The sequence below is a fragment of the Luteibacter sp. NPDC031894 genome, from assembly GCF_050273135.1.
GTDB lineage: Bacteria > Pseudomonadota > Gammaproteobacteria > Xanthomonadales > Rhodanobacteraceae > Luteibacter.
Genome location: NZ_JBNNMV010000013.1, coordinates 1 through 12,632, shown reverse-complemented (window position 1 = coordinate 12,632; position 12,632 = coordinate 1). Strand labels below are relative to the sequence as shown.

Genomic DNA, 12,632 nt, shown 5'->3' with positions numbered 1-12,632 from the left:
ATTACTTCTTGCGGCAAGCCGTCGGCAAGTACTGCTCGTCCACATTCGTCTTGAGGGTGGGCGACGCGTCCGCGCGGCAGTTCCAGGCGATCGAACCGCCGTTGTCGTACGGCGAGAGCGCGACGACCTTATCCTTGATCTTGTCGTTGGCTTCCTGACCACCGGTATTGGCGAACGTCGCGCCGATGACGCCGTCCGTGACGGTGACCTTGGAGACATACTTGCCGCTGATCGATGCTTCGTTCTTCGGCAGGCCCGCGGATTCATTGGTCTTCGGGAAATGACCCTTGTTGTTGTAGAACTCCGACACGGCGGTCTTGGCGCCGTCGGCGAGGTTCATGCCTTCCGAAACCTGCGTGCGGATGAGGTAGTTCTGGTACTGCGGGATGGCAATGGCGGCCAGGATCGCAATGATGGCGACGACGATCATCAGTTCGATGAGCGTGAAGCCCTTCTGGATGTTCTTCATGGAGTTTCCTCGTAACTGTGGACTAACCGAAAAAAGTGACGCCCCCTGAGCCCTAAGCACCTGTTCCTTGCGAAACAGCAGCTCCCTCACTTGCTTTGGTCAGGAACCGACCAGGAAGCTCGCCGCAAAGCGTGCATCGAACATGCCATTGCGTTCGCGACCGACATATTCCCTCATATTTGCCGGTATTCGGATTGTGCATCCGATCACGCTTGGCGATCAACAGGAAAATTTCGTCTATTCAGTGCATTGCGTCGGAACGGCGAGGTGACGCAAAAGGTCATAAGGTGACGTGAAGCGTCAACTCTTGCGGCACGCGGTGGGCATGAATTTGCTGTCGACGGTACCTCGGCAGGCCCAGCTGATGCTGCCTCCATTCGTGACGGGGGAGAGGAGCAGGCTCTGCTTCTTCAGTTGGTCGTTGGTCTCATTCTGATCGAAATTGACGGTCACGAGGCCTCCGCTCGACACACTCAACGCTGACACATACTTCCCGGATATGGACGCGGCGCGCGGCAACCCGGCGGACTCGTTCGACTTGGGGAATTCCCCCTTGTTGGTCATAAACTCCCAGACGGCCGTCTTTGCGCCAGACGCGATCGTGAATCCCTCGGACGCCTGGGCGCGGATGAGATAGACCTGGTACTGGGGTATGGCGATGGCCGCCAGTATCGCGATGATCGCCACGACGATCATCAACTCGATCAAGGTAAAACCGCTGGAAGCCCGGCCGCTCATGGAATGTCCCCTGTGGATGCCGGTGCCGCAGCAGGTTTCGTACCAAGCCGGGCCGAAGCATCTTTTCCTGGATGGGAAGCGTGATCGACGTCACGGCTGGCCTTCCACCTGTGCATGGTGGAGATAAGCCATGCGGCGCCGCCCGTCGCCAGGAGAATCTCGATGCCGCGGAACGGGATGGAATAACGAGGCTCGGATTGCAGGACGCTGTAGACAAGGGTGACGAAAATCGCCAGCGCCGAACACGCGATCGCCATGCCTTCGCGTCGGCGCAGACCCATCGCTGCGATGGCCCCAACGAGTGCGAGCACCATCAATATGGGGTTGAGCATGAAACAGGCGGCCTCCATCGGGGCCCAAGGGCCTCCTTTTTCGAACGGCGAGGCGCGCGTCGCATACACGTAGATGTCGCCCTGCCCGATACGAATATCCCAATCCCAGAGCAGCTTTGGTTTGCCCAGATACCAAAGGAGGTACGGGACCGGCAGCTCGCTCATGCGATGGCGCATGAGGGCCAGCCCGGCCATCGGATCCTTCTGCAGCAGGTCCATTTCGTATTGCATCCCACGGAGCTGGTCCATGCTCTCGGGATCGCCCTCACTCGCAGCAAGCTGGTAGGCCACGTGGTAAGTGGGCCAGGAACCTTGGACGAGGTTGGTGATCGCCCGGCTTGTCGCACTGGTCGATGGAGGAAGTGTCAGCGATCGCACTCCCCAAGCGGTCGGCAGCGCCAGCGATGCTAGTGCCAAGGCGAGGACAAGTCGCGGTTCGGAAAGTTTTCGCCAGTAAAGGGTGATTGCAAGCAAGCACCCCAAGGGGATGAGCGCCGCATTGGTCATCGCGGCGAGTCCGAACGATAGGCCGGTGGCGATATAGCGAGCGGCCGAGGGTCGCCTTACGGCCCAGCTCAGCGTGAGCAGTGATGCAGCGCACAGCAGGCCCACCAGGGTTTCCGAAAGCAGGTAGGCAGTGATCGCAACGCTGTGCGGCCAGATTGCCATGACCACGGCAGCGACGGCCAGCGCCGCGGTGGATAGCCAGTCGCGCGCGGCGAGAACGAGCAGGGAGACCGTAAGTGCCCCCAAAAACGCCTGCAAGAGCAGCATGACGCCATAAAACATCTGGAAGCTGCTCGTCGAGGCCAGGACACCCGCCATCAGGAGCGGGTAACCGGGATCCCGGAAACTGTTGGGCACGGCGACTGCTGTGGCAGGCGAGGCGCTGGAAAAGACACTGCGGTGAACCATGTTCCAGGCGTAACGGTAATACTGCACCGCGTCGCCACGGATGTTTTCCTGGTCGACGGTTTGCAGGACTTGAGCATGGGTGACGAAATACCACCGAAGCAGAAGGGCCAGCAGGCCGCCCAGCACGGCGATGAGCATAACCGCTCGGCGGTCCGACGCCTTAACGGCCTTTTCGTTGTCCATGGTGCCCCCGTGACTGCGCGTGCGACCGTTCCAAATTGGCGAAGCATACGCGATCGGGGACGCGTCTTGATCGCCGATTACCTTTCCAGCGAATTACACCATGGCTCCATGTACTTCATACGTCGGAGAACCGGCAAGTCTGGTCTCGACGAATGCGGGGTCTCGAATGAATATCTGGTTGTATTTCGTTGCTTCCTGCTCACCGCAGGGCGCCAGCGCTCTCGTTGCCGGTTCATACCAGTAAGGGCCAGCGAATCCCGCCGCATAGAGGCGCTCTCTAATCTGCGACAGATTTGCGCCGTATTTCGCGACATGGCCTTCATACATTTCGATGAGGATGGCCTTCAATGCCGGGTCGCCGATGGTGGCCATGGCACCGGCCAGGACTTCGTCCTCGAACCCTTCCACATCGATCTTTATCAGGACAGGGTGGCGACCTGTAAGCAAGTCGTCCAGGGGCAAAACGTCTATCTGAACCGTATTGTCCGATGCTGCGGAGACGACGTGGTTGTAGCTCCACAGAGAAGACGTAAAGTGCAACATTCCCGGTTCACGGCCGACGCCCATCCGGCGCGCGTCGACGCGATCGGAAACGTGGTTGGCGTACACGTTCTGCATGAGGAGGTCGTAAGTCGTCGGGACGGGTTCTGCGGCGACGACTTTGCATCCGACCGCTCGCGCCGCTAGAACGGTGTAGACGCCGGCGTTAGCTCCCACGTCCACGAAGAGATCTTCGGGACGAAGAAGATGCAGGCAAAAAGCCATGTCCGTATATTCGCCCAGTCCGAAACGGGCGCATATCATCACGCTTCCCGCAGCCTCGGGCCAATGAAGGACCGCCCCGCCCACATAGGGGACCATGGTGTGCCGTGTGGGGGAGGCGTGGATGCTTGCTTGTATGCGCGCCCAGCGAGCAAGCGTTTGTAGTGGGCGACCCCGGTGGATTGGGTGGTCGATGATCTGCCGAAGCGTGCGCCCGGCCCGCTTCAACCTTTTGGCGAATCCCACTGCCGACCCCTGTTAGTGCGCGAAACCGAAGCCTAGCTTGTTTCATGGCGGAGCCGCCAATGGCACCCCTTGCACCAACCGCCCCACCCCCGTACCGTCCCTCCCAAAGCAAAACCCAAGGGAGTCCCCATGAAGCCTCTGTTCGCCGCGCTGGCCCTCGCGCTAGCCTCCGGCCCCGTGCTGGCCGCCGACGCCGATAGCGCCACCGCGCACCCGTTCTCCATCCGCGACCTGGTCATGATGGATCGCGTGAGCGACCCCCAGCTGTCACCGGACGGCCGCTACGCGTTGTTCTCGGTCCGGGCAACGGATTATGCCGCGAACAAGGGCGTCAGCTCGATCTACATGGTGGACCTCAACAAGCCGCCGCAGCCTGTGATGGTGGTGGAGAAGGGGTCCTCGCCGCGCTGGGCTCCGGATGGCAAGTCGATCTATTACACGGCGGCGCAGGAAGGTACCACCCAGGTCTGGCATCGCAGCTTCGATGTCGACAATTCCGGCAAGGGTTTGTCGCTAAGCGTCCGCGCAGGCGACCCGGTCACCGCGGGTCCGTTGGACGTCAACAGCTTCAAGCTTTCGCCGGACGGTGCCAATCTGCTCCTGAGCTACGACGTGTTCACCGACTGCCCCGACCTGGCTTGCACCAAGGAGCGTCTGGACGGCCGTGAAAAGGACAAGGCCAGCGGCACGGTCTACGACAAGCTCTTCGTCCGTCATTGGGATACCTGGGCCGATGGCCGGCGTTCGCAGCTCTACATCGCGGACGCGAGCGCTGCCTCCCAGCCTGTCCTGCTGAGCCGGGACATCGACGGCGACGTCCCGAGCAAGCCGTTCGGCGGCGACGATGAGTTCTCATTCTCGCCCGATGGTAAGACCGTCTACTTCGATGCCCGCATCGCCGGCAACACGGAGCCCTGGTCCACCAACTTCGACATTTATAGCGTGCCGGCCGACGGCTCCACCGCTCCGGTCAACCTCACGGCCGACAACCAGGCGTGGGACGCCAACCCGCTGGTCTCGCCCGATGGAACGACCTTGTATTACGCGGCCATGAAGGAGCCAGGTTCGGAGGCGGACCGCTTCGGCATCATGGCCCTGGATTTGGCTTCGGGCAGCAAGCGCGAAGTGGCGCCGGCGTGGGACCGTTCGGCGGGTTCGTTGCAGATCTCGGCCGACGGCAAGACCCTTTACACCACCACGGACGACAACGGGCAACACCCGCTGTTCGCGATCGACGTGGCCACGGGCAAGGCAACCACCCTCGTCACTGATGGCTCGGTTTCGGCATTCTCCGCACGCGACAAGAAGTTTCTGCTGACTCGCGACGACCTCAAGCGCCCGGCGGACCTCTATACGGCGGACCTGAAGGGTAAGGGCCTCAAGCAGATCACTCATTTCAACGCCAAGCGGATCAAGGGCGCGCAGACCGGCGACTTCGAGTTCTTCACCTTCAAGGGCTGGAACAACGAGACCGTGCAGGGCTACGTGGTCAAGCCGGTGGGCTTCAAGCGCGGGAAGTCCTATCCGGTGGCCTTCATCATCCATGGCGGCCCCCAAGGCGCGATGACCAACAGCTGGAGCTATCGCTGGAACGCGCAGACCTATGCGGGGCAGGGCTTCGCCGTGGTCACCATCAACTTCCATGGCTCCACGGGCTACGGCCAGGCCTTCACCGAATCCATTTCGGGCGACTGGGGCGGCAAGCCACTGGACGACCTGAAGGCAGGTTGGGACGCGGCACTGTCGAAATACAAGTTCCTTGATGGCAACCGCGCGTGCGCGCTCGGCGCCAGCTACGGCGGCTACATGGTCTATTGGATGGCAGGCAACTGGAACCAGCCGTGGAAGTGCTTCGTCGATCACGACGGCGTCTTCGACGCGCGCGCCATGTACTACGACACGGAAGAACTCTGGTTCGAGGAAAAGGAAAACGGCGGCACGCAGTTCGACCATCCCGAGAACTACGAGCGCTTCAACCCGATCAACCATGTGAAGGACTGGCGCGTGCCGATGCTCGTCATCCACAGCGGCAAGGACTTCCGCATTCCCGAAACGCAGGGGCTGGGCGCGTTCACTGCGCTACAGCGACGTGGCATTCCCAGCAAGCTGTTGCACTTCCCGGACGAGAATCACTGGGTGTTGAAGCCGCAGAACAGCGTGCAGTGGCATGAGACGGTGAATGCTTGGTTGAAGGAGTGGACGGCTCCTGAGGCCAAGTAAGGCGGGAGGGGCGGCAACAAAGTCGCCCCTTCGTCTGTCGCTGCGGTCTAAGTGGCCCCTGGTCAAAACCAACGATTCCGCTTCAGCGCAATAAAAATCCCACCCACGATACAAGCCACCAAACACGTAATCGCCGGATAAGCCCAAGGCTTATCCAACTCCGGCATGTGCGCGAAGTTCATCCCATACCAGCTCGTGATCAACGTAGGTGCCGCCAACATGGCCGCCCACCCTGCAAGCTTCTTCATCACCTCGTTCTGCCCAAAAGTGACGAGTGCCAGGTTCACGCTGATCGCTGCCCCCAGCATTTCCCGCATCGCCGTGATCGACTCGTTGACCCGGAACACATGGTCGTAGATGTCGCGGAAATACGCGCGCAGCTCGTCGTGGATGAGGTGCGGGTGCAGGCGCGTCAGCTGCGCCACGACATCCTGTAGCGGCACGACGGCAAGGCGCAGGGTCATCAGTTCGCGCTGCATGTCGTACAGACGCTTGATGGTCTGCCGGTTCAGCGTTTCCGCAAAGATATCGTTTTCCAGTTCGTGCAGCTCTTCGCGGAAGTCGCGAACGATCGGCAAGAAGTTGTCGACGATGAAATCCAGCACGGAATAGAGTGCATAGCTCGGTCCCATCGCCAGCAGTTCCGGCGTCTGCTCGCAGGTGCGGCGGGCCGGTGCGTAGGACAGCGACGCCCCGTGGCGGACGGTCACGAAATAGCGTTGCCCGAGGAAGATCTGCGTCTCGCCGAAGGCGATGTTGCCGCCGACGACCTGGGCCGTCTGCGCCACAATGAAGAGAGAGTCGCCGTAGGTCTCCAGCTTCGTGCGCTGGTGCGCATGCTGGGCGTCCTCGATCGCAAGATCGTGCAGGTTGAACTCTTCCTGGAGCTTCAGCAGCAGGGCCTCGTCGGGCTCGTGCAGGCCGACCCAGACGAAGGTGTCGGGCTCCTTCAACACGTCGCTGATGGCCTCGATGGTGATGTCGCCAATGCGCGAACCATTGGTGCGATAGGCCACGCAGTTGATGACCATGCCGTTGGTTGCGGAAACCGGCGCCGATTCGGGAACGAGGGGTAGCGAGGCCATTGCTGTCTTTGATTCCGGTGGGCGGCTGCCGGGAAGTGTAGGCCCAAGCACGTGACGATGTATCAGTCGTGCCGGCGGCAGAAACTCCAGGTCAACGCGGCCCAACAGGGCAGGGCGAAGAGGAGCCAGGGTAGGTTCCGCTGGGGGAAATCGGGCCAGAGATGCAGCAGCAACGCGATGACGCATGCCGCGAAGGAGAGGGCCGTTACTCGCGACGCGAGCTTGCTGACGGGACGTCCGGCATGGCGCAGCCGCCAGATGCCCGGCACGATCAGCAGGGCGGGCGGTGAATAGGCCAGCAGATTGAAATTACCCCAGGCGGACCGGTGCAGGGTCAGCGTCCATAGGCCGAGCATCAGCAGACCGGCGAGGCCGGCGAACACGGTGAACAAGGTTCCCGCCGCGACGAACACGCCGCGCGCGCCAGCGCGTCGGGTCAGTGCCGGCAGGGCGAGTGGAATGGCGAGCACGAGGCCGGCGGCGAGCAAGGGCCAGCGAAGGTCCGGGGCTTTCTCCGGTGGGGGCGTCAGCTTCGCCGGGACCAGGAGCGAGTCCTCGGCGACAAGTGGACGACCATCGACCGTGACATGGCGCAAGCCTTCCTCGAGTGTCATGGGCAGGAACGTTTCCTTCCACGCCGTCATGGGCTGGTCGGCGTAGGGTCCGAGGCCGAGGTCCATGCCCAGCATCAGCCAAGGCTGGTTGCTCATGAGGCGGGCGGTCTGCTCGCGAAAGGTCAAGCCGCCCGGTTTGTCGATCCATTGGGCGCTGAGGGCGCCTCCGAGTGCATCGTCCAGCGCATCTCGCACGCGGGTGGTGCAGTTGTCGACGTAATAGTCGTAGTGGTAGCCGGCGTTTTCGGGGCGGATGTTCCAGAGCAGGAAGCGACGCAGGCGCTCCTTTTGCGCGTCGTCGAGCGCCAGGCGCTGCCGCCGCACGTAGCGTCCTTCGCCGGCATAGAACTCGACATCGGATTGTGTGGTCTCCGCGTCCATGCGGTAGGCCATGATGCCGCGCGCGAAGTTGACCAGGAAGCCTTTTTGGTCGAAATCGAAGACGCCGTAGTTGAACGCGATGGCCTCCCCGCTGACGGTATCCCGCACTTCGAGCGCGTCGTGGCCGAAGCGTTCCCAGTAGATGTCGCCTGGACCGTAGGTCATCAGCGAGATCTCGAGGTTCGCCGCGGGTGCGTCGACGATACCCGCGTGGGCGAGGGGGGCGAGGCACAGGGCCAAGAGGAGAAGCAGGGTACGACGCATCGTTTCGATCAGGGTCCGTCTAGGCGCAGGGCGCGGTAGCGCCCTTGTCGGAGCCGCTATAGCGGCGAGAAAACATCACGAGACACAGCTTGCACGCGCTCGCCGCTGTAGCGGCTCCTACGGTAGAAGCGGACGCTCAGCCCGCTCCACCCGCCGGGGCCACGTGGAACTGCTGTACCCGGCGGTCGTCGGCCTCGGTGACGCGGAAGACGAAATTGCCCACGGCGATTTCCTCGCCCGCGGCCGGCAGGTGGCCGAACTCGGACGTGATCATGCCGCCGACGGTGTCGAACTCCTCGTCGGAGAAGTGCGCGCCCGCGACCTCGTTGAAATCGGCGATCGGCGTGAGCGCGCTGACCGCGAAGCCACCTTCGTCCAGCGGCTGCACCAGCACCGGCTCTTCCTCGTCGTCGTGCTCGTCGTCGATCTCGCCGACGATCTGCTCGAGGACGTCCTCGATGGTGATGAGGCCGGCCACGCCACCGTATTCGTCCACCACCAGCGCCATGTGGTTGCGCGTGAGGCGGAACTCGGCGAGCAGCACGTTGAGGCGCATCGACTCGGGGATCAGTACGGCCGGGCGGAGCAGGGCGCGAACGTCGCAGCCTTCGCTCTGACCGAAATACTTCAGCAGGTCCTTCGCGAGCAGGATGCCGAGCACCTCGTCCTTGTCTTCGCCATGTACCGGGAAGCGGGAGTGCCCGGACTCGACCACGGCGGCGAGGATCTCGGGGAGCGGCGCATCGACGGGGAGGCTGACGATCTGTGCGCGGGGCACCATGACGTCGTCGACGCTGAGTTCGGTGACCTTGATCGCACCCTCGACCATGGTCAGGGTGTCGTTCGAAAGCAGGCCGTTGGCCTGGGCGGTGCGCAGTTCCTCGATCAGTTCGTCGCGGTTGCGTGGCTCGCCGGAAAACAGGTGGCCCAGTCGGTCCCACCAGGAACGGTGGGCGGGGCCGTTGGTACTATCGGGATCCGCGTTCATTACTCTTTGAAGTTCGGCCCGGAAGGGCGGAACGGGCAGTCTACTGGAATTTTTGTGACGGTTCAGGGAGCGGCTCCCACCGAGCAAATGGCGGCGCTGCCTGGTGGGAGCCGACCCTGTCGGCGATTCGGGCCAGCCTCAGGCCAGATAAGGATCGGAGATGCCGAGCCCAGCCAAGACGCGGGCTTCCAGCCCCTCCATCGCCTCGGCGTCGGACTCCTCGATGTGGTCGTAACCCAGGAGGTGCAGCGTGCCGTGGATGGTCATGTGGGCCCAGTGGTCGGCCGGCTTCTTGCCTTGTTCGGCGGCCTCGCGGGCCACCACGGGAGCGCAGATCACCAGGTCGCCGATCAGCGGCAGGTTCAGGCCAGGCGGCAGGTCGGCGGGGAACGAGAGCACGTTCGTGGCGTAGTCGCGGCCGCGGTACTGGAGGTTCAGCGCCCGGCCTTCGTCCGCATCGACAATCCGGATGGCCACTTCCGAAGCCTTGCAGCGGCGCGCTCCCTTGAGCGCGGCCTCCACCCAGCGGCGAAAGCTGGCCGACGCGGGGACGCCCTTGCGCGAGGTGGCGTAGCCCACCGCCACATCCAGCTGGCTCACCGTTCCTCGTCCTGCTTCTGCTCGAAGGCCTCGTAGGCGCGGACAATTTTGGCCACCAGCGGATGGCGCACCACGTCACGCGAGGTGAAGAAGGTGAAGCTGATGCCGTCCACGCCGCGCAGCACCTCGATCGCGTGGCGCAGGCCGGAGCGGACATTGCGCGGCAGGTCCACCTGGGACACGTCGCCGGTAATTACCGCGACCGAGCCGAAGCCGATGCGGGTGAGGAACATCTTCATCTGCTCGACGGTGGTGTTCTGCGCCTCGTCGAGGATCACATACGCGTCGTTGAGCGTGCGGCCGCGCATGTAGGCGAGCGGGGCGATCTCGATGACGTTGCGCTCGATCAGCTTCGACACTTTCTCGAAGCCCACCATTTCATACAGCGCGTCGTACAGCGGACGCAGGTACGGATCGATCTTCTGGCTCAGGTCACCGGGCAGGAAGCCGAGCTTCTCGCCCGCTTCCACGGCCGGACGCACCAGCAGCACGCGCTGGACGCGATTGGCTTCGAGCGCCTCGACGGCGCTCGCCACGGCGAGGTACGTCTTGCCGGTACCGGCGGGACCGACGCCGAAGTTGATGTCGTGCGTGGTGATCGCGTGCAGGTAGCGGGCCTGGTTCGGTCCGCGGCCCTTGATGACGCCGCGCTTCACCTTGATGACCACGTCCTGCGCCGACTCGGCCGCCTGCTCGTTGAGCGCGTCGATGCCAGACTCGGCGAGGCGTACGTTGATGGTCTGGCCGTTGAGGGCTTCGTTCTCGGTGGCTGCGTAGAGTGCGCGCAGCACCTGCTCGCCGGCCTTGGCGGAGGCTTCCTCGCCGATCACGCGGAACAGGCTGCCGCGATGGTCGATCTCGATGCCCAGGCGCAACTCGATCTGGCGGATGTGCTCGTCGAGCGGTCCGCAGAGGTTGGCGAGGCGGGTGTTGTCTTCGGGGTCGAGGGCGAAGTCGCGCTGGGAGAGTTGGCTCATGGCGTTCACGAGGCGAGCGCGACCTCGTCGTCCAGGCGCACGCGTCCGCGCAGGGAATTCGACATCGCTTCGGTGATCGTCACGTCGACGAACTGGCCGATCATCCGGGGATGCCCGGGGAAGTTCACGTAGCGCATGTTCTCGGTGCGTCCGGTCATTTCGTTCGGGTTCTTCCGGCTGGGTTTCTCGACCAGCACGCGCTGCACGGTGCCGACCATCGCTTCGTTGATCTTGCGCGCGTTCTCGTTGATCGCCGCCTGCAGGCGTGCCAGGCGCGCATGCTTCACGTCGGCGGGCGTGTCGTCGGCGAGGTTCGCCGCGGGCGTGCCTGGGCGGGAGGAGAAGATGAAGGAGAAGCTCTGGTCGAAGCCGACGTCGTCGATCAGCTTCATGGTCTTTTCGAAATCGTCGTCGGTCTCGCCCGGGAACCCCACGATGAAATCCGAGGAAACGCAGATGTCCGGGCGAACCGCGCGCAACTTGCGGATGCGCTGCTTGAATTCCAGCGCCGTGTAGCCGCGCTTCATGGCCGCGAGGATCCGGTCGGAGCCGGCCTGCACGGGCAGGTGCAGGTAATTGGCCAGCTGTGGCACGTTGGCATACGCCTCGATCAGCGAGTCCGAGAACTCCAGCGGATGCGACGTGGTGAAGCGAATGCGGCCGATACCCTCGATCTGCGCGATGGCATGGATCAGTACGGCGAGGTCCGCGGTGCCGCCGTCGTGCATGGGACCGCGGTAGGCGTTCACGTTCTGGCCGAGCAGGTTGACCTCGCGCACGCCTTGTTCGGCGAGCTGGGCCACCTCGACGATGACGTCGTCGAAGGGACGGCTGATCTCCTCGCCGCGCGTGTAGGGGACGACGCAGTAAGAGCAGTACTTCGAGCAGCCTTCCATGATGGAGACGAAGGCGGTGGGGCCTTCGGCGCGCGGCTCCGGCAGGCGGTCGAACTTCTCGATCTCCGGGAAGCTGATGTCCACCTGGGCCTTGCCGCTGGCACGCTGGGCCTCGATCATCTCGGGCAGGCGGTGCAGGGTCTGCGGGCCGAACACCAGGTCGACGTAGGGCGCGCGCTTGATGATGGCGTCGCCTTCCTGCGAGGCCACGCAGCCGCCCACGCCGATCAGGACGGGCTTGCCGCCCTGCTTGTGCGCCTTCCAGCGGCCGAGCTGACTGAAGACCTTTTCCTGAGCCTTTTCGCGGATGGAGCAGGTGTTGACCAGGATCACGTCGGCTTCTGCCTCGTCCTGGGTCAGTTCCAGCCCGTGCGACGCCCGCAGCACGTCGGCCATCTTGGCCGAGTCGTACTCGTTCATCTGGCAGCCGTGGGTCTTGATGAAAAGCTTGCCGCTCATGGGGCTGGGTACCGTTTTCGTGGGGGTCGACCGAACCGTGCAGTTTACGCCGGCCCCCGCCGCCTTGCCACAGCCCCGCCGTGGATCAATGACTTGCGTGAACATCGTCACGTAAACAGCCCTTGGCAGGGGGAGGGGGCTCGGGCACACTCGCGCCCATGGTCCACGACGCGACGCCAGGGGAAAGCGCCGGCCATCACGCCTGCCGTTTCCTGACTTTCCGCACGGTCCTTCGCAGGGCCGCGCTGGGTTGCGTCCTGTTGCTGGGACTGGGTGCCGGCCCGGCGCTGGCGGGCTCCCTTTACCGCTGCGTCGGCAGCACCGGCGAAACGGTCTTTTCCGGCAGCACGGCGGGGTACAAGGACTGCAAGCGAATTGGCAGCACGCCGAGCGCGCGACCGTCACGGCAACCGTCCGCTTCTGTGGGAAGCGCGGGGGGGGGGGCGGGGGGGCGCCCCCGCGACACCCCCCCCCCCCCCCCCCCGCCGCCCCCCCACGCCGCC

General features: G+C 63.6%; 11 protein-coding genes. 1 reads left to right on the top strand and 10 read right to left on the bottom strand.

Annotation, left to right across the window (positions count from 1 at the left end; all coding sequences use genetic code 11):
* Position 1: 1 nt before the first annotated feature.
* The 4 genes from ACQKIE_RS18860 to ACQKIE_RS18845 form a co-directional block, all read right to left on the bottom strand.
* The gene (locus ACQKIE_RS18860; RefSeq protein WP_427462048.1) at positions 2-469 is read right to left on the bottom strand and encodes a pilin; all 468 of its coding nucleotides are present in this window, start codon (positions 467-469) and stop codon (positions 2-4) included.
* Positions 470-769: 300 nt separating this feature from the next.
* On the bottom strand, positions 770-1,207 hold the full coding sequence (locus ACQKIE_RS18855) for a pilin (RefSeq protein ID WP_427462046.1): 438 nt from the start codon (positions 1,205-1,207) through the stop codon (positions 770-772).
* Entirely contained in the window at positions 1,204-2,637 is a 1,434-nt protein-coding gene (locus ACQKIE_RS18850; protein WP_427462044.1) for a hypothetical protein, read from the bottom strand. Before ACQKIE_RS18850 ends, ACQKIE_RS18855 begins: the two co-directional genes overlap by 4 nt.
* Before the next feature lie 93 nt (positions 2,638-2,730).
* Positions 2,731-3,498 (bottom strand): FkbM family methyltransferase, encoded by a 768-nt coding sequence (locus ACQKIE_RS18845; protein ID WP_427462042.1) that lies wholly within the window; start codon positions 3,496-3,498, stop codon positions 2,731-2,733.
* Positions 3,499-3,774: 276 nt separating this feature from the next.
* On the opposite strand from ACQKIE_RS18845, the gene ACQKIE_RS18840 reads away from it, so the two are divergent.
* Positions 3,775-5,865, top strand: a complete 2,091-nt coding sequence (locus ACQKIE_RS18840; protein ID WP_427462040.1) for a prolyl oligopeptidase family serine peptidase — start codon at positions 3,775-3,777, stop codon at positions 5,863-5,865.
* A 62-nt stretch (positions 5,866-5,927) separates the two neighbouring features.
* Here ACQKIE_RS18840 and ACQKIE_RS18835 read toward each other — a convergent pair whose 3' ends face one another.
* The 6 genes from ACQKIE_RS18835 to miaB form a co-directional block, all read right to left on the bottom strand.
* Positions 5,928-6,950: a magnesium and cobalt transport protein CorA gene (locus tag ACQKIE_RS18835; RefSeq protein ID WP_427462038.1), complete on the bottom strand. Its 1,023-nt coding sequence runs from the start codon at positions 6,948-6,950 to the stop codon at positions 5,928-5,930.
* 62 nt (positions 6,951-7,012) lie between these two features.
* Entirely contained in the window at positions 7,013-8,209 is a 1,197-nt protein-coding gene (locus ACQKIE_RS18830) for a DUF4105 domain-containing protein (RefSeq protein WP_427462036.1), read from the bottom strand.
* 136 nt (positions 8,210-8,345) lie between these two features.
* The gene (locus ACQKIE_RS18825; RefSeq protein WP_427462034.1) at positions 8,346-9,197 is read right to left on the bottom strand and encodes an HlyC/CorC family transporter; all 852 of its coding nucleotides are present in this window, start codon (positions 9,195-9,197) and stop codon (positions 8,346-8,348) included.
* Positions 9,198-9,335: 138 nt separating this feature from the next.
* Positions 9,336-9,797, bottom strand: a complete 462-nt coding sequence (ybeY, locus tag ACQKIE_RS18820; protein WP_427462032.1) for an rRNA maturation RNase YbeY — start codon at positions 9,795-9,797, stop codon at positions 9,336-9,338.
* Positions 9,794-10,774: a PhoH family protein gene (locus tag ACQKIE_RS18815; protein ID WP_427462030.1), complete on the bottom strand. Its 981-nt coding sequence runs from the start codon at positions 10,772-10,774 to the stop codon at positions 9,794-9,796. The genes ybeY and ACQKIE_RS18815 overlap by 4 nt, the downstream gene beginning before the upstream one ends.
* 5 nt (positions 10,775-10,779) lie before the next feature.
* On the bottom strand, positions 10,780-12,129 hold the full coding sequence (gene miaB, locus ACQKIE_RS18810) for a tRNA (N6-isopentenyl adenosine(37)-C2)-methylthiotransferase MiaB (RefSeq protein ID WP_427462028.1): 1,350 nt from the start codon (positions 12,127-12,129) through the stop codon (positions 10,780-10,782).
* Between the last annotated feature and the right edge of the window lie 503 nt (positions 12,130-12,632).

Excerpts from the sequence above, each read along its gene's own strand:
- ACQKIE_RS18860 (WP_427462048.1), bottom strand. The coding sequence starts at position 469 with ATGAAGAACATCCAGAAGGGCTTCACGCTCATCGAACTGATGATCGTC.
- ACQKIE_RS18855 (WP_427462046.1), bottom strand. The coding sequence starts at position 1,207 with ATGAGCGGCCGGGCTTCCAGCGGTTTTACCTTGATCGAGTTGATGATC.
- ACQKIE_RS18850 (WP_427462044.1), bottom strand. The coding sequence starts at position 2,637 with ATGGACAACGAAAAGGCCGTTAAGGCGTCGGACCGCCGAGCGGTTATG.
- ACQKIE_RS18845 (WP_427462042.1), bottom strand. The coding sequence starts at position 3,498 with ATGGTCCCCTATGTGGGCGGGGCGGTCCTTCATTGGCCCGAGGCTGCG.
- ACQKIE_RS18840 (WP_427462040.1), top strand. The coding sequence starts at position 3,775 with ATGAAGCCTCTGTTCGCCGCGCTGGCCCTCGCGCTAGCCTCCGGCCCC.
- ACQKIE_RS18835 (WP_427462038.1), bottom strand. The coding sequence starts at position 6,950 with ATGGCCTCGCTACCCCTCGTTCCCGAATCGGCGCCGGTTTCCGCAACC.
- ACQKIE_RS18830 (WP_427462036.1), bottom strand. The coding sequence starts at position 8,209 with ATGCGTCGTACCCTGCTTCTCCTCTTGGCCCTGTGCCTCGCCCCCCTC.
- ACQKIE_RS18825 (WP_427462034.1), bottom strand. The coding sequence starts at position 9,197 with ATGAACGCGGATCCCGATAGTACCAACGGCCCCGCCCACCGTTCCTGG.
- ACQKIE_RS18815 (WP_427462030.1), bottom strand. The coding sequence starts at position 10,774 with ATGAGCCAACTCTCCCAGCGCGACTTCGCCCTCGACCCCGAAGACAAC.
- miaB (WP_427462028.1), bottom strand. The coding sequence starts at position 12,129 with ATGAGCGGCAAGCTTTTCATCAAGACCCACGGCTGCCAGATGAACGAG.